We start from the raw sequence: 17,236 nt of genomic DNA on the forward strand, positions 1-17,236 counted from the left end.
TATAGTTATTCTTCGAGTTCTTTAGTCTGATTGTTCATCTTGATTACAGCCTCATTCAATTCGCAAACAGAAGTTTCGAGGTGTTCAAGGATAGGGATCAGGTTTTCGTGATCGTCCAGGGATGGCCGGATCAGTTTAACCAGGGCAGTGAGGTTGGCCAAAGGTCTTCTGATCTCATGGGAGTTCAGCCAGGCAATTTCTTTAAGTTTCTGGTTTTTTAAGAGCAGGCGTTCCCCGTATTTTTTTGTGGTATCGATATCCTGAAGTGCTCCAATCATTCTTAAAGGGTTTTGATCCTGATCAAAAATGATGTAACCCCGGTCAGAAACATATTTGTACGTACCATCAAAACACTGATAGCGGTATTCTGACTGCCAGGCTGTTCTTTTATTGGCAAGTGCCTGCTCAAAAGAGGCCCATACTCTTGGACGGTCGTCGGGATGGATTCTGTTCATACTCCACTCCGCTTTTACCGGAGTGCTGTCCACTTTATAACCGAAAGTTTCATAATACCCGTTCATCCATTTCAGGGCATCATGAACAATATCATAGTCCCAGATCACATCATTGGTTGCCCGTGTTACGGTTTCATAAAGATTTAGCTGGTCATTCAGCTTCTTTTCATTGGCCAGCAGTTCGGTTTTGTGTTTGCGTTCGGTTATGAACCTTTTCCCGTAATAGTAATTGAGTGAAAACAACACCAGAACAGAAGTTGCAATAAGGAATATCAGATTCTTGAAAAAATGCAAGCCCTGGAGATTAACGGAGGGGTATTGATTGTCAATCCAGTTGATGACGACTGCACCTGCCAGGAGCCAGAGACTGCCCAGCAGGAAATACAAGAGTGCAATTTTTAATAAAGGGTACTTTTTCACAGTAGAGAAGGATGTTTATTGTAAAAATAAACTTTTATCGGTAGTAATTGTAAAATATTGACTGTGAAACTTCGGATGTGTTTTCTAACTAATTAAAGAGAAAGTTGTAGCAATGCCTTTTCGGCTTCTTCAAGCTGGTGTTGAATTTCCTGTACTGTAGACTTGGTCTGGAGTTTTAAATTGGGCACCAGGTTTCTGTAATAAGTTATACCTTCCTGCAACTGGGCAGAAAATTTGCTGAAATAACGGGCTTTTTTATCGCTCAACAACTCCAGATGAGCGGAGATGTCTTTCTTCAGATAATCAATATAAAGGTTGAGCTCATTGATGAATAGATTTGGCCTTTTCGCCGTTGCAAGCAGGTTCTCGCGTCCGTAAATATGACCGATCATTTCTGAAAGGCTGTACTTTCCTGAGAAATAGGCCAGATTAGGACCCGGGCAAATGCTTACCGCTTTACTTTCTCTTGGTTTCAGTAAGCCATCTTTTATATAGGCAGAAGCACAGAGTCCTTCACACAAGCATACTTTTTCTGTAATGGTTTCGTATTGCCTGCGGTATTCTTTTTCCTCAAGCTCCATGCTTTTCAGTTGTTCAATCTTCAGGTACTGGTATTCTCTTGAAGCGGTACAAATGGGCTGTGCAGTGAATTCTGTATTGGTGCAGAGGTATTTTTTCTTGCAGGGACTGCCAGGCCTTCCTTTTTCAATACGCTGAAGCCTCAGTTCCTCTGCGGTGCTTTTACGGAAATTATTAAACAATACACCCAGGGGGGAGGAATTACTCAGGTAGTAATCTTTTTCTTCTGCAGTAACCAATGCTTCCAGGGTATCCTGATCTACATTGGTGGCTTCAGGCACAAGTAGGAAAGGACTTCCCCAGCCGGCAGCATCAAGCTGATAATAGCTGAGCAGGAATTCATGCTCTTCAGCTGTCCCTATTCCGCCTTGCACCGTGATCCGCTGTTCGGGCAGCTCATGGACCCGGATGCCTTTTTTCTGCAGAGCTTCTGTATAGATTTCCCAAAGTTCATTGGCCAGAGCCCTGCGGTTCTGTTTGAATTCCTCCAGGATCGGCCCCATCAGCAAACCATCAGTGGCAAAGGCATGTCCGCCACAGTTGAGGCCAGATTCTACCCTGAATTCAGAGATCCAAAGGCCTTTTTTTGCCAATATTTTGGCTTGTAAATAAGCCGAACGATAATCACTGACCTTCAGGATGATCTTTTTATTGAATTGACCATGTACTGGATACAGCTCGGAGCATTTTTCCATATAGGCATACAGGCGAGGATTTAATCCAGCAGATATAATGACTGAAGAATGCAGCCGGCTGTTGGCAAAACCACGCATGGCGGCAATGGCATCTGTAAAATCATCACCCGCATATTCCTGCTCTGCATTGTAATTGGCTTTATCTACTTTAGACATAATGTTCACATCAATGGAACCCGGTCTGATCTGTTGTTTAAGCTCCTGTTCCAGATGGGATTTTAACGGGCCATCTTCCATCTTTTTTAAAGAGGTATACTGAATTTTGAGTGGCGAGTATTCCGGTAACCACTCAAAATAAGTAGAAAGTAGAGTTCCTTTAGAAAAATCCTGTTGTCTGATCTCGTCAAATTGTTGGGTAACTAATTGTTCCAGCAGGTTCAGATAGGCGGTAATCCTTTTGGCCCTGGAGTCGGTTTCATTTGGCCCTATAAAGTGGTAGGGCAATTGATTGCAGTCCGAATGGTACTTTCTCATGCGTTCTGTAAGTTCGTCATCTACAATGGAAACAACGGAAGATATGCCATATTTAGCTACTTTTAAAGGGGTATCTATAGAGTAGCCCAGGCCAAGAACGGGAATGTGGAAAGTATGTGTTGTCATATTCATTTATCGGATTGATGTGGCAAAGTACCAGACAATTTTTAGCTTAAAATATGATGGGGATCATGTTTTAGTTTTGATCGTAATCAAAATCAGGGGCATAAAAATTGATATATTTGTAAAAAAAGGTTTATGGAAAAAGCAAGGCTCTTAAATGCGATCATAGAAACAGCGATTGATGGAATTATTACAATTGATCAGCATGGAATAATTGAAAGCTTAAATCCTGCGGCCTTAAAATTATTTGGTTATGGTTTAGACGAAGTGGTTGGGCACAACATCAAAATGTTGATGCCTGAACCTGATAAAGGGGCGCACGATGGTTACCTGGACCGGTATGAACATACTGGAGAGAAAAGGATCATTGGAATAGGACGTGAAGTGAGGGGATTACGCAAAAACGGATCCACCTTTCCATTCCGGCTGGCAGTAAGTGAAGTACAGTATAAAGAACGCAAAATATATACGGGCTTTATCCATGATCTTTCTAAGGAGAAAGAAGCTGAAGAGCGTTTGCGCGAATATGCAGCAGAACTGGAAGAGCTGGTGGAAGAGCGGACCAAATCTTTAAAGAAAACGGTGGTGGCTTTGAGGGAAGCCAAAGAGGAGGTGAGTCTTTCCCTGGAAAAAGAGAAAGAGCTGAACCAGATGAAGAGCCGTTTTGTATCCATGGCTTCTCATGAATTCCGTACACCGCTCAGTTCTGTACAACTCTCCGCTTCCCTGATCGAAAAGTATGCCCAGCCTTTTCAGAATAAACATATTGAAAAGCATGTCAGTAAAATTAAAAATGCGGTGGGTAACCTGACCACCATACTCAATGATTTTCTGTCTTTGGAAAGATTGGAAGCCGGTGGGGTAGAACCTACTTTCAGCTCATTTGACCTGGTTAAACTTGCAGAGGAGATTACCGAAGAGATGCAGATGATTGCAAAACAGGATCAAAATATTATTTACCAGCATACCGGACTGGAAAGCATGGTGATGCTGGACCAGAACCTGCTGAAGAATTGTATGATCAACCTGATCGGAAACGCCATAAAATATTCAGGAGAAAATACTTTTATTGAGTTCAATACAGAGATCAATGAAAATCAGTGCATTGTAACGATAAAAGATAATGGTATTGGTATTCCTGAATCTGATCAGATTCATCTCTTTCAGCCTTTTTTCAGGGCAAACAATACCGGTAATATTCCTGGAACCGGACTTGGATTGAATATTGTACTACGTTATGTTACCTTGATGAGGGGAGAAGTACAATTTAATAGTATAATTAACAAAGAGACAACATTTATACTTTCTTTTAATAAATAGATGGGGAAAACAAAGATTCTGGTTATAGAAGATAACAATGATATACGGGAAAGTGTAGGAGAGATCTTAGATCTTGCCGGCTATGAAGTACTGGAAGCCAACCATGGAAAGACCGGGGTCGATCTGGCTATACAACATCTTCCTGATCTGATCCTTTGCGACATCATGATGCCCGAACTGGATGGCTACGGTGTGCTGTATATGCTCAGTAAGAACCCCAATACTTCTGCTATACCTTTTATTTTTCTTACGGCCAAGGCAGAACGTCTGGACATGAGAAAAGGAATGGAAATGGGCGCCGACGATTACCTCACTAAACCTTTCGATGATATCGAGTTGCTCAATGCCATTGAAAGCAGATTGAATAAGAGAAATAAGCAACAAGCCTTTTATAGTAAATCCCTTGATCAGATCAGTGGTCTGATCAGTGATAAATCTGGATTGGGAGAATTGAATAAGCTGATTGCCCAGCGCAAGGTAAGGCACATAAAAAAGAAACAGGTCATTTATTATGAGGGGGATTCTGTTCAGGGGATTTATCTGGTGATCACAGGAAAGGTGAAAACCATTAAATTGACTGAAGACGGACGGCAGCTGATGACTGGTATTTACGGGGAAGACCAATATTTTGGAATTCCTTCTTTATTGATGCATGAACCTTATGCCGAGAATGCGGAGGCGATGGAAGATACCACCATTTGTTTGTTGCCTAAAGATATGATGGAGGAACTGCTGAACCAGTACCCGGATATCGGACGTCAGTTCATTAAGATATTATCTAATAATTTATTGGATAAAGAAGAACAGCTGATGCAACTGGCTTACCACTCTGTACGCAAAAGGTTGTCGGAAGTATTGATCCGTCTGTCCAAACAGGAACAGTCTGACGACCCGCTTTTGCTAAAGGTTTCGAGAGATAATCTGGCTGCGCTTGCCGGCATGGCCACAGAGACCGTGAGTCGTATTCTGAGTGATTTTAAAGATGAACTGATCATAGAACGTAAGGGTAGCCAGATCCAGATCCTGGACCTCAAAAGGCTCCGTCAAATGAAAAACTGATGAATATCATGTTAATGGTTGATTAAACTCATTCTAATCGAAGGCTTCTGCGCTTAATTTTGATGTTATAAAATATTAAGCATGAGAGCAGTAGCCTATAGTATTAAATCTTCTGAAAAAGAACCTCTTGCGATCGCTAATCGCAAAAAGCACGACATTACTTTAATTTCGAATGCGTTAAGTGAAGATACCGTTGTCTATGCAGAAGGTAAAGAGGCTGTGATCGTATTTGTGGATGACGAGGTATCGGAGAAAGTGATCAACCGCCTTGCCGACCTGGGCATTAAATATATTGCCACACGTTCCACTTCTGTTGAACATATTGACAAACAGGCCGCGGTAAGCCGGAACATCCGGATTGCCAATGTCCCGGCTTCAATTCTTAAAGAGGGCTCTCAGGAGGCTTTGTCTATGGCCCTGGCCGCAGAAACCATACTGAACCTGGACAAATGGCAGCATAAAAAATGTTTAGGTTCTGCCTGTATTTGCTCCCGGGCCTGCGATCAGCATACGGAATGGTTTGACCCTAAGGAGGATGACCATGAAAAGTAAGCTGCTTGCGGATAAGTACAATGTGGCTGTGCCTCGTTATACGAGTTACCCTACTGTTCCTTACTGGGAGGCGGAAAGTTTTAACACTGACCGATGGCGAGAGGCAGTACAAACCTCATTTAGAGAAAGCAATACTGCCGAAGGCATCAGTTTGTATATTCATTTACCTTTTTGCGAAAGCCTGTGTACGTATTGCGGATGTAATACCAGGATTACGCGTAATCATAAAGTGGAAGTACCTTATATTGAAGCCGTCTTGAAAGAATGGGCTTTGTACCTTAAATGTTTTGATGGTAAGCCGGTGATCCGGGAATTACACCTGGGCGGCGGTACACCCACCTTTTTTAGTCCTGAACATTTGAAAATACTGATCAATGGCCTTCTGGAGTATGCTTCCGTACACGAACGGGCAGAATTTAGTTTTGAGGCCCATCCCGGAAACACCACCAAAGCCCATTTAAATACTTTATATCGGCTCGGCTTTAAACGCCTGAGTCTGGGTATCCAGGATTTTGATCCTAAAGTACAACTGATGATCAACCGTATACAAAGCTATCAGGACGTGGAACGGGCAACTGTTGAGGCCAGAAGTGCTGGCTACAGATCTGTCAATTATGACCTGATCTACGGCTTGCCATTCCAAAGCCTGGAAGGTCTTGTAGATACTATGGACTCCGTATTAAAGCTGCGGCCAGACCGCATTGCCTTTTACAGTTATGCGCATGTGCCTTGGGTAAGGCCTGGGCAAAGAAGATATACAGAACAGGATCTGCCTTCTGCAGATCTTAAAAGTAAACTCTATGAAACCGGCAGGGAAATGTTGAAGGCAGGGGGCTATACAGAGATTGGTATGGATCATTTTACCCTGCAAACCGACAGTTTGTTTACTGCAGAAAAGAATGGAAGGCTTCACCGTAATTTTATGGGTTATACTGATCAGTACAGCCGTTTGATGATTGGTCTTGGAGTTTCGTCTATTAGTGATACCTGGACCGGCTTTGCACAAAATGTAAAAAAAGTAGAAGATTACCTGGAATTGGTGAACAGTGGAGAAATTCCAGTGTTTAAGGGCCATATGCTGAGTGCAGAAGATTTGGTGCTCCGCCAGCATATTCTAAATATCATGTGTAAAGGAGCTACTTCATGGTCTTCTGCAGAATTGCAACATGTATCCTTATGGGAAGGACTGCAGCGTATGCAGGAACTGGAAGCAGATGGTCTGGTCGAAATTGCAGAACAATCTCTTCGGGTAACCCCATTGGGCAAAAGATTTCTCAGAAACATATGTATGACGCTGGATGCCAGACTCTGGAGGAATCAGTCTGCAACACAATTGTTCAGTATGGCCGTTTAGTTAGTTGCCTTAACGACAGTCTGCAACCCTGCCGCCGGGTTTGGAGGGGCTTAGATAGGGGATGTTCAGGTTCATCCCCCTTAAAATGAACCAGATGCCCAGGCAGATCATCAGGTATGGAATGGTTTTATTGATGCGGTTCCTGACCATTGCACTGGTCCATCCCACACCAATAGTAACCAGTAACATCAAAGGGGCGGTGCCCAATCCAAACCAGAACATATAACTTACTGCCGATGGAATACCTGGCGTATTCACTGCTCCGGCCAGTGCCAGGTACACAAATCCACAGGGTAGTAGCCCGTTGATCATTCCAATGATCAAATGATTGGCTTTGTGTTTTAAGGCGTAACCGAACAGCTTATGGAAAGGTTTTAAAAGGAAGGATGACCCATTGGTGGGTGCTGAGAATTTAAAGATCCTGGTGCAGGCGGCAACAAGAATGAGCAATCCACTGAGGATACTGATGCCTTGCTGCATGCCTGAGAGCCAGATTTGTTGGCCAATCGCTCCAATGAAGACACCTAATATACAATAGGAGATGATCCGGCCAGTTTGGTAAAGTAATTTGTCGAGTACAAGGTACATACGACCGGACTTCAAAGACGGAACTGCAAAGGCCAGTGGGCCGCACATGCCCACGCAATGTACGCTGCCCAGTAATCCAATCATAAAAGCCAGGTGGTTATCGCTCATTACAACATCACCTCCTTTTCATACAGATAAGATTTTCCATCGTTTTTCCATTCCATTTTAAGTTTCCATAAGCCACTGGCCTTTTGGCCTACGGGGATACGAAACTGGTTTCTGGAATCTGTTTTCAGCTCCAGCTTCTGGTCCAGTTTTTTGTCTGCTGTACGGATCAGTTGCACTTCACCCGCTGCGGCTTGTTTAAAGCTAATAACAAGGGTATCTGTTGTTCTTTCCACAACAGGTTCTGCATGTTCCTTTTTTACGTTCTCTTTCTTTAAGTAGTCCTGGTCGTAATGAATACCTTTCTCATAGTAGTCATTATCCACCAGTGCATCACTTTTGCTCCGGATCATTTTTATGCCCAGTACAATAATGAAAGTCATAAAGACGGCCAGGCCGATCACTAATTTTGTTCCCCAGTTCCATTTCATAGTCTAATCATTTGGTGGTGCGATAAAAGTGGTTTGAAAGCGGTCTATAACTTTTCCTCCCGAAAGAAGCTTAAATCCAATCTCTGTTTTATATTGCTTGATGCTGTTTTGAGGGAGGATGATAAAGAAGGTCAGTTTTGTACTGCCTCCGTATTTGAGCTGATCCTCCTTTTGTATGAATTGTATCTTCGCTGCCGGATCTTCCGGTATAATTTCAAATTTAAGGTCTTTGCTGGTTTTGTTGACCAGCTCGGCGTTATACAGGTTACTCACGGTATGGTCCTGGTCGCGGATCTGGTACAGTGTTCCGCTGGCCCTCAAAATGGTCGCTTTTACATCACTCCTGCTGAGGAGCAGGTAACTGAGCAAACTCATTAAAATCAACAGGACGGCACTGTAGCCGTAAATCCTTTTGCTGAGTTTAAACGGTTGTTTCAGTTTGATCTCTTCTTCAGATTTAAAACCGATCAGCCGCAGTGGCCGGTCAATTTTTTCCATCACCATATCGCAGGCATCTATACAGGCGGTACAATTGATACACTCCAGCTGGGTACCATTCCGGATGTCTATCCCGGTTGGACAAACGTGTACACAAAGCTTGCAGTCTATGCAATCGCCCCGGAGGTTTTCTTCTCCTTTAATGCGCTTTCCTCTTGGTTCACCTCTTTCATAATCGTAGGCTACAATGATACTTTGGTTGTCGAGCAGTACGCCCTGTAAACGGCCATAAGGACAAGCTACTGTACAAACCAGTTCCCGCATCCTGGAAAAGACCAGGTAAAACACAAAGGTGAAAATACAGATAGAAATAAAGCCGCTTAAGTGTTGTTGTACCGGCTCGGTCATGATCCTGATGAGCGCATCTGAACCAATCAGATAGGCCAGGAAAATATTGGCAATAAAAAAGGAGACCACCAGGAAAGCCGTGTGTTTAACGGTTTTTCTGACCACTTTTTCAGTGGTCAGTGGTCCATCATCCAGTTTTTTTTGCTTGATATGGTCGCCTTCAATCCAGTTCTCTATCCGGCGGAAAACCATTTCCATGAAAATGGTTTGCGGGCAGGCCCAGCCACAGAATACCCTGCCAAACACGACGGTAAAGAGCACAATAAAGACCATAAAAGTCAGCAGGCCCAGTACAAACAGGTAGAAGTCTTGGGGCCAGAAGATGATCCCGAAGAATACAAACTTCCTTTCCAGCACATTCAGTAGCACCAGTTGTTCTCCATTAACTTTAAGGAACGGCGCGGCAAAAAGCAGTGCCAGGAAAAAGGAACTGACAGCTGAACGGTATTTATACAGGCTTCCCTTTACAATACGGGGATAAATCCATTTGCGTTTCTTTCCGTCGTCTGTTATGGTAGAGATCTGGTTTCTGAACTGGTCTGGGCTCTGTGACATGGTTATTTTTGTTTTTCACCCTGAGGTGCTTTTGCCCCGGCAGGATGACTTCCCTGAAGGGATAAGATGTAATTGGTCAGATCTGCAATTTGTTGTGTGCTCAGTGATTTCTCCCAGGCGATCATTCCTTTTTCTGGTACACCATATTTAATGGTCTTAAAGATGTCTTTCACGGTTCCGCCATGCAGCCAGTACTCATCGGTCAGGTTAGGGCCCACAATACCCTGGGCATGTTCCCCATGGCAGGGGGTGCACCTGTTTTTGAACAGGGAAGCACCCTCATTGATCACAGCGGGATCTTTACTTTGTTCAATGTTGTTCTCATTCACTGCATTTTTGGCATTTCCAGGTTTCGCCAGGAAAGCTTCTTTGTCCAGTACTGCCTGTTCCAGTTCTGTATTGTATTCCTGTTCCTGGTTTTGGCCCCAGCCCAGTACTTCATAATTGAACAAATAGATCACTGCAAAGATGATGGTTCCATAGAAGAGTACCATAAACCAGGCCGGTGTTGGATTATTGAGCTCTGCAATACCGTCAAATTCATGCTCCATAACCAGGTCTTTTTCCTCAGATATGGGTCTTAAACCCATTAATTTGCTCAGCAGGGAAGGCTGCGCCTTTTTCAGGGCCAGCGCTTGTTCTTCGGCCAGGGTCCTTTGTGCTTTTTCCTCCGGACTAAGAAAAGGAGTAGGGTCAACAGATTCTTTGATGTAGAACTTGATCACTTTAAGCATCAGGACGGAAACACCCAGTACCATGATGGCGGTGAGGCCCATGGCGATCACCAATATGTCTGAATAACTCATATTATAAATCTTCTTCGTTTAACGGGAGTTCACTCATGTATTTCACTTCATCCTTTTTCATCATATAAAGTACAATGCCTACGATAATGAAAAAGAGCACAAATATTCCCAGTGAACTGATCAGGTATACCTGCTTGTCGTCTACCTGTTCTAAAAATTGTTTAAACATAGCTGTATCGTTTATTTTGCTTTAATGTCCATACCCAAACGTTGCAGGTAGGCAATAATGGCGATGATCTCTTTATCACTTTTTACTTTTACGTTGTTCTTGTTCAGATCGGCAGCAATATCTCTGGCTTGTTTGTCCAGATCTTTATTGGCCTGGTGTTCATATCCCGGCTCATAAGGTACACCCAGGGTACGCATGGCATTGATCTTGGCAATGGTGGTGGTGGTATCCAGTTTCTGGGTAATCAGCCATTCATAAGGTGGCATAATACTTCCTGGCGACATGGTTTGCGGGTCGAGTAAGTGGTTGTAGTGCCAGGAGTCGGAGTACTTTCCACCAACACGCTGCAAGTCCGGTCCGGTTCTTTTAGATCCCCACAGGAAAGGGTGATCATAAACAAATTCACCTGCTTTGCTGTATTCTCCATATCTTTCAGTTTCTGAACGGAACGGACGGATCATCTGAGAGTGGCAGTTCACACAACCTTCACGGATGTAAACATCTCTTCCCTGCAATTCTAACGGACTGTAAGGTTTTACACTCGCAATGGTTGGAATGTTGGACTTGATGGTGAAAGTAGGCATCATCTCGATCATACCTCCAATCAGGATCACAATTAAAGACAGCACCATGAAAATCATCGGTTTGCGTTCCAGGAAACGGTGTAGTTTTTTATCGGAACCCTGTGGTACATATTCTTTGGCAAGTGCTTGTGCTTCGGCAGGTTCGTTGGCCAGTAATTTTCCTGCTCTTGCAGTTTTAATGATGTTATAGGTCATTACGATGACGCCGCAAAGGTACATGGCACCACCCAGGGCCCTTAACATATACATTGGAATGATCTGAATCACAGTTTCCAGGAAGTTAGGGTATTTCAGTACACCCTCTTCTGTAAACTCTTTCCACATCAGGCCTTGTGTAAACCCGGCAAAATAAAGCGGTACCGCATAAAATATAATGCCCAGTGTACCTATCCAAAAGTGAAAAGAAGCCAGCTTTTTAGAATACAATTCTGTTTTGTAAATGCGCGGAATCAGCCAGTATAGAATTCCAAAAGTCAGGAAGCCGTTCCAGCCAAGCGCCCCTACGTGTACGTGCGCAACGATCCAGTCGGTATAGTGTGCGATGGCATTGATCTGCTTAAGGGCAAGCATAGGGCCTTCAAAGGTGGCCATACCATAAGCAGTGATCCCAACCACCATGAATTTTAAGGTTGGATCTTCACGTACTTTATCCCAGGCACCTCTCAAGGTCAGCAATCCGTTGATCATCCCGCCCCAGCTTGGCGCAATCAGCATCACAGAGAAAGCAACACCCAAGGACTGCGCCCATCCCGGAAGGGAAGTATATAGTAAATGGTGTGGACCCGCCCAGATGTAGATAAAGATCAGTGACCAGAAGTGAAGGATACTCAGCTTATAGGAATATACCGGACGCTGAGCCATTTTGGGCAGGAAATAATACATCATACCCAGGTAAGGTGTGGTGAGGAAGAATGCAACTGCATTATGGCCATACCACCATTGTACCAGGGCATCCTGTACACCAGCATATAAGTAATAGCTTTTAAAAGCGGAAACCGGAAGTTCAAATGAATTGACAATATGCAGTACTGCAATGGTAACGAAAGTGGCAATGTAGAACCAAATGGCCACATACATATGTTTTTCCCGGCGTTTAATGATGGTTCCAAACATATTGATCCCAAAGATCACCCAGATGATGGTAATGGCAATGTCTATAGGCCATTCCAGCTCTGCATATTCATGAGAAGTGGTCAGTCCCAAAGGAAGTGTAATAACTGCAGAGACAATGATGAGCTGCCAGCCCCAAAAGTGGATTTTGCTTAAAATATCGCTGAACATCCTCGCCTTCAGCAAACGCTGGAGCGAGTAGTAGACACCCATAAAGATGGCATTTCCAACAAAGGCAAAAATTACTGCATTGGTGTGCAGTGGCCTGATGCGGCCAAAGGTGGTGTACTGGTTACCCATGTTCAAGGCAGGTTTAAAAAGCTGCATGGCGATGAGCAAACCAACCGTCATGCCGATAATTCCCCATACAATGGTGGCGATGGCAAAGTTTCTGACGATCTTGTTGTCGTAGTAAAATTTCTCAGTCATAATAAATGATGATGGTTGTTTATTGAGGGTAAAATTAGCGCTGTGCGCGTGCCTGGAGAATGATACAAACTTCGGCTAAAGGTGATCTTCATCACTTTTTTGATCTACTTTTCCTGTCGCTTCTTCGTCGAACAGCATGCGTATCGACGGCGTATACGTATCATCATTTTGCCCGGTCTTACTGGCCCAGAAAAAGGCGAGGAGAAAAATCAGTGCCAGCAGGATACTGATACCGATCAGCATATAGATCATGTTCATAACAAGTGATTTTTACGGGCGTATAACCTTGCAGCTATACTGGTGAAAGAAATAATGGTTATGGTACTTGCAGGCATCAATATTGCAGCAATCAGGGGCGAGAGCGTACCTTGTACCGCAAAGAATAAACCCAGCGCATTATAGGCCAGAGAGATTCCAAAGCTCATATGGATTACTCTAACGGCATCTTTTGCCTGACGGATAAAGTTCGGGATCCGGCTAAAACTACTTCCATCCAGGATGGCATCGCAGCCTGGGGTAAAATTATTAATGTTGTCTGTGACCGCCACCCCCAGGTCACTTTGCTTTAAAGCACCCGCATCATTCAGGCCATCTCCAAACATGAGTACTTTATGTCCTTTGTTCTGCAGCGTTTTGATATAATCCAGTTTGTTTTGTGGCGATTGCCTGAAATGCATGTGCTGAATGCTGGGGAAAAAAGGGATGAGACTCTTGCGGTCATGTTCCTGATCTCCGGAGAGTAAATGAAGATCGGCATGCCGGCCCAGGCTGAGCACCAGATCTTTAAATCCATTGCGCCATTGCTGGCTCGATAAAAAATAGCCCAGGTACCGATCCGCTATCATGACATGTACAGCACTTCCCTGAAGCTGGGGAATAGGTTCAATGCCGAGAAAAGCAGTACTGCCCAGACGAATGAGTTGTCCATCTATGCGTCCACTAATTCCGCGGCCTACTTTTTCCTGATAATCTAGCGCAGTAAATTGTTTAGGAAGGGATATCCATTTGACCAGTTCACGGCTTAGAGGATGGCCGGAATTGCGGGCAAGGTCACTTATCCATTGCTTTTGTATAGCTGTTATTTTTCCGTTGAAACTGAAATTTGCAGCTTCAGGATTGGTTATTGTGCCTGTTTTGTCGAAGACAAAAGTATCAATACGGGCCAGTTCTTCTATAACGGCTGTATTCTTTAAATAGAATTTATTTTTGTCAAATATACTCAATACGGCAGCCAGCGTAAAAGGAGAGCTGAGGGCCAGTGCACAGGGACAAGCGATGATCAGTACCGCTGTAAAAGAGGCCAGTGCTTTGGATGGATCTTCTTTAAAGAGCCAGAACAAACCTGAGCCAATCGCAACAGCCAGTAATGCCACACTAAAATATTTGCTGGCCGTGCCGCTAAAAGTTTTGATCCGGTCTTTATCTGCAGTAAAGGTTTCATTATTCCACAAACGGGTCAGGTAACTTTGAGATACCGGTTTGATCACCTCCAGCTCAATGGCACCATCGAGTTGTCTTCCTCCGGCATAGACAACTTCGCCCAGTACTTTTTCTACAGGTATGGATTCTCCGGTTACAAAACTGAAATCAAGCTTTGCTGTTCCGTTTAATAAAATAGCATCTGCAGGGATAATTTCATTGCTTCGGATCAGGATGCGGTCTCCCTGTTTTAGTTTATTAAGGGGAAGAGGACGCTCCTTATTGTCTTTCAGCAGAGTTACCGCCACCGGAAAGTAAGAACGGTAATCTCTCTCAAAGGAAAGGTGATGATAGGTGTGTTTCTGCATCCATCTGCCCACCAATAAAAAGAAGACCAGGCCACAAAGGGTATCGGCAAAACCTGCCCCACTGCGGCTAAAGATTTCGGCAGCAGAACGAAGAAACATGACAGCAATACCAAGGGCCAGTGGAAAATCGAGGTTGAGTACACCGTTCTTTAAATTGATCCATGCTGAAGAAAAGTAGTCACGGCCACAGTAAAACACTACCGGTAAGCAGAAGGCCAGATTTAACCATCCAAAGAAATCTTTAAATTGCTGTTCCAGGCCAGACAAACCAAAATATTCTGGAAAGCTCAGTAGCATGGTATTTCCAAAGCAAAAGCCGGCAACGGCAATTTTTCTGATCAGCTGACGGTCTGAAACATCATATTGTTGCTTTTTGACCACATCCTGCAAACTGATCAGCGGTTCATAACCAATACGGGATAAGGTTTCGGCCAGCTCCCTCAAGCTTAAGGCTTTATTTTTAAATGTAATGACAACCTGTTTCTTCAAAAAGTCAATCCTGGACTGTATAATGGCAGGATTGATCTTATAGAGATTTTCCAGCAGCCAGATGCAGGAACTGCAATGGATGGCCGGAATATAAAATGTAATAACAGTAGTCTCATCGTCTTGATAGTCAATTAGGTCTGCAGTAATAGTCGGCTCGTCAAGGTATTCCAAACGGGGAGTCTGCGTCTTCTGGGTTTGTCCGGGCACATCGTTGTAGGCATAGTAACTGTCCAGGTTATGACTGGAAAGGATCTGATAGACGCCTTGGCAACCCAAACAACAAAACTGTTTATCGGCTAAAATATAAGGAGAGAAAGGAAGGTCTTCACCGCAGTGGTAGCAGCGGGTTTCTACTGTTAAAGTTTTGATCTTTGACATAGCCATGTATTTGTTACAAAAGTGCATGAAGGCACTGAGCAGTAAAATGACACGGCTTTGTCTAAAAAGTGATCTCCGTCACTTTTTAGATTATTATTTTGTTCAGATATAAGATGTAAATTTGCCGCACCTTTGAGAAAGAATGCATGCGCCTGATCGATAAACAGAATTTCAATTACCTGATGATTTTTATAGCACTGAGCTTTATTATACTGACCGTATTTATTGCCCTGGCTCCATTGTCTTCAGTAGATATTGAATGTTCTGAATTTGTCCAGGGGTTTCACAGCAATACACTGGATGGGCCAATGCGTTTTGTGAGCTGGTTCGGGGAGATGCCTTATTCCCTGTTTACGGTATTGGTTACTGCCTTGTTGTTTTTTATTTTTAAATATAAGCGAGAAGCTTTGTTTACACTGACAACGCTTTTGGCAGGTGCAGCAAGTACCCTCATTAAATTTGTTGCCGGAAGACCCAGGCCGGCCGAACCTTTTGTCCATGTTTTAGAGAAAACCCGGCAATTGAGCTTTCCAAGCGGACATGTTAATTTTTACGTGGTGTTTTTTGGATTCTTGGTGGTTCTGATGCTTCATGTAAAAACATTACCCGCATTCGTTCGATTAACTGTTGGCGGATTTTCTGCATTGCTACTATTACTAGTGCCTTTTTCGAGGGTTTATCTGGGCGCTCATTGGTTTACCGATGTTGTGGGTGGTGTATTATTGGGCAGTTTGCTGCTCTATGCCAATAGTTATTTTTACCTGGAGACCTCCAAAAAAAAATAAACCGCCGTGGCTTTACGGCGATTTATTAATATCCTTTTACCAAATTAATTTAAAGAAGCCATATCTATAACGAAACGGTAGTGGACGTCGCCGGCAAGTGTTCGCTCATAAGCTTCATTGATCTGGTCAATATTGATCATCTCCACATCAGAAGTGATGTTGTGTTCGGCACAGTAATCCAGCATTTCCTGGGTTTCTTTTATACCTCCAACCAAGGAACCGACCAGACTGCGTCTGCCGCCAATGAGGTGAAAGGCAGCAACGTCTGAAGGGGTTGGCGGAACACCCAACAGCACCATAACACCATTGGTACGGAGCAAGGCTAGGTACTCATTGTAATCATGTTCTGCCGAAACGGTATCAATAATAAAATCGAAACTGTTGCCAAGTCTTTTCATGTTTTCTTTATCTGTGGTCAGCTCGAAGTGGTGTGCACCGAGTTCCTCGGCATCCTTTTCTTTGCTTTTAGATCTGCTCAGTACAGTGACTTCGGCACCCATGGAAGCAGCGATTTTAACCGCCATATGGCCAAGCCCGCCTAAGCCGACTACAGCTAGTTTATCCCCTTTTTTAACATTCCAGTGTTTCAATGGCGAATAGGTTGTAATTCCTGCGCACAGCAGCGGGGCCACTTTTTCCAGGGGGAGTTTATCTGATACACTCAATACAAATTTCTCAGTAACAACGATATGGCTGGAATAGCCTCCGTAGGTAATCGTCTTTTTATCCTGTAAGAGAGAATTATAGGTTTGTGAATGCCCATTCTCACAGTATTGTTCATTGTCTTCCGCGCAGTTTCTGCAATGACCGCAGGAATCTACAAAACAGCCAACACCTACCGTGTCGCCCACTTTGAATTTGCTTACTTTACTGCCTGTCCGGGTAACCTTGCCAACAATCTCATGCCCGGGCACTACAGGGTACATGGTACCTCCCCATTCATTCCTGGCGGTATGGATGTCCGAATGGCATACACCGCAATATAAGATCTTGATCTCTATGTCATGATCACCGGGTTCGCGGCGGTCTAACTGGTAAGGTTCCAGAGGCTTGTCAGCACTTTTTGCTGCATAAGATTTTACTGCATTCATAGCTTTTGAATTATTTGTTATAACAGGGATAAAACAAATCAAGCCGGTAGTT

General features: G+C 43.8%; 16 protein-coding genes. 5 read left to right on the plus strand and 11 right to left on the minus strand.

The window, feature by feature from the left end:
- Window positions 1–5: 5 nt before the first annotated feature.
- Both R2S08_RS00285 and R2S08_RS00290 read right to left on the minus strand, forming a co-directional pair.
- Window positions 6–875 (minus strand): PAS domain-containing protein, encoded by an 870-nt coding sequence (locus R2S08_RS00285; protein WP_316833333.1) that lies wholly within the window; start codon window positions 873–875, stop codon window positions 6–8.
- A gap of 92 nt (window positions 876–967) precedes the next feature.
- A complete protein-coding gene (locus tag R2S08_RS00290; protein WP_316833334.1) occupies window positions 968–2,749 on the minus strand; it encodes a hypothetical protein in 1,782 nt (593 codons plus the stop codon).
- A 132-nt stretch (window positions 2,750–2,881) separates the two neighbouring features.
- Here R2S08_RS00290 and R2S08_RS00295 point away from each other — a divergent pair, with 132 nt between their 5' ends.
- From R2S08_RS00295 to hemN, 4 genes are all read left to right on the plus strand, one after another.
- Window positions 2,882–4,066, plus strand: coding sequence for a PAS domain-containing sensor histidine kinase (locus tag R2S08_RS00295; protein ID WP_199075968.1), 1,185 nt, complete (start codon window positions 2,882–2,884; stop codon window positions 4,064–4,066).
- Window positions 4,067–5,125: a response regulator gene (locus R2S08_RS00300; protein WP_133777760.1), complete on the plus strand. Its 1,059-nt coding sequence runs from the start codon at window positions 4,067–4,069 to the stop codon at window positions 5,123–5,125.
- An 81-nt stretch (window positions 5,126–5,206) separates the two neighbouring features.
- Window positions 5,207–5,677: a lactate dehydrogenase gene (locus R2S08_RS00305; RefSeq protein WP_316833335.1), complete on the plus strand. Its 471-nt coding sequence runs from the start codon at window positions 5,207–5,209 to the stop codon at window positions 5,675–5,677.
- On the plus strand, window positions 5,667–7,031 hold the full coding sequence (hemN, locus tag R2S08_RS00310; protein ID WP_316833336.1) for an oxygen-independent coproporphyrinogen III oxidase: 1,365 nt from the start codon (window positions 5,667–5,669) through the stop codon (window positions 7,029–7,031). The genes R2S08_RS00305 and hemN overlap by 11 nt, the downstream gene beginning before the upstream one ends.
- A gap of 9 nt (window positions 7,032–7,040) precedes the next feature.
- Here the strand turns inward: hemN and R2S08_RS00315 are convergent, their stop codons facing one another.
- The 8 genes from R2S08_RS00315 to R2S08_RS00350 all read right to left on the minus strand — a co-directional run bounded on the left by R2S08_RS00315 (window position 7,041) and on the right by R2S08_RS00350 (window position 15,308).
- Window positions 7,041–7,727: a sulfite exporter TauE/SafE family protein gene (locus tag R2S08_RS00315; protein ID WP_316833337.1), complete on the minus strand. Its 687-nt coding sequence runs from the start codon at window positions 7,725–7,727 to the stop codon at window positions 7,041–7,043.
- On the minus strand, window positions 7,727–8,155 hold the full coding sequence (locus tag R2S08_RS00320; protein WP_316833338.1) for a FixH family protein: 429 nt from the start codon (window positions 8,153–8,155) through the stop codon (window positions 7,727–7,729). Before R2S08_RS00320 ends, R2S08_RS00315 begins: the two co-directional genes overlap by 1 nt.
- 3 nt (window positions 8,156–8,158) lie before the next feature.
- Complete coding sequence (ccoG, locus tag R2S08_RS00325) at window positions 8,159–9,556, minus strand: cytochrome c oxidase accessory protein CcoG (RefSeq protein WP_316833339.1); 1,398 nt, start codon at window positions 9,554–9,556, stop codon at window positions 8,159–8,161.
- A gap of 2 nt (window positions 9,557–9,558) precedes the next feature.
- Complete coding sequence (locus R2S08_RS00330; RefSeq protein WP_316833340.1) at window positions 9,559–10,362, minus strand: cbb3-type cytochrome c oxidase N-terminal domain-containing protein; 804 nt, start codon at window positions 10,360–10,362, stop codon at window positions 9,559–9,561.
- A gap of 1 nt (window position 10,363) precedes the next feature.
- Window positions 10,364–10,531, minus strand: coding sequence for a hypothetical protein (locus R2S08_RS00335; protein WP_166643920.1), 168 nt, complete (start codon window positions 10,529–10,531; stop codon window positions 10,364–10,366).
- A gap of 11 nt (window positions 10,532–10,542) precedes the next feature.
- The gene (ccoN, locus tag R2S08_RS00340) at window positions 10,543–12,654 is read right to left on the minus strand and encodes a cytochrome-c oxidase, cbb3-type subunit I (protein WP_410479507.1); all 2,112 of its coding nucleotides are present in this window, start codon (window positions 12,652–12,654) and stop codon (window positions 10,543–10,545) included.
- Window positions 12,655–12,729: 75 nt separating this feature from the next.
- A complete protein-coding gene (gene ccoS / locus R2S08_RS00345; RefSeq protein ID WP_133777752.1) occupies window positions 12,730–12,912 on the minus strand; it encodes a cbb3-type cytochrome oxidase assembly protein CcoS in 183 nt (60 codons plus the stop codon).
- Window positions 12,909–15,308, minus strand: a complete 2,400-nt coding sequence (locus R2S08_RS00350) for a heavy metal translocating P-type ATPase (protein ID WP_316833341.1) — start codon at window positions 15,306–15,308, stop codon at window positions 12,909–12,911. Before R2S08_RS00350 ends, ccoS begins: the two co-directional genes overlap by 4 nt.
- A gap of 146 nt (window positions 15,309–15,454) precedes the next feature.
- On the opposite strand from R2S08_RS00350, the gene R2S08_RS00355 reads away from it, so the two are divergent.
- Window positions 15,455–16,093, plus strand: a complete 639-nt coding sequence (locus R2S08_RS00355) for a phosphatase PAP2 family protein (RefSeq protein ID WP_316833342.1) — start codon at window positions 15,455–15,457, stop codon at window positions 16,091–16,093.
- Window positions 16,094–16,137: 44 nt separating this feature from the next.
- On the opposite strand, the gene R2S08_RS00360 is transcribed toward R2S08_RS00355, so the two are convergent.
- The gene (locus R2S08_RS00360; RefSeq protein ID WP_316833343.1) at window positions 16,138–17,184 is read right to left on the minus strand and encodes an NAD(P)-dependent alcohol dehydrogenase; all 1,047 of its coding nucleotides are present in this window, start codon (window positions 17,182–17,184) and stop codon (window positions 16,138–16,140) included.
- Window positions 17,185–17,236: the final 52 nt, after the last annotated feature.

Origin of the sequence: Pedobacter nutrimenti (assembly GCF_032678445.1) — a bacterium.
Classification (GTDB): Bacteria; Bacteroidota; Bacteroidia; order Sphingobacteriales; family Sphingobacteriaceae; genus Pedobacter; species Pedobacter nutrimenti_A.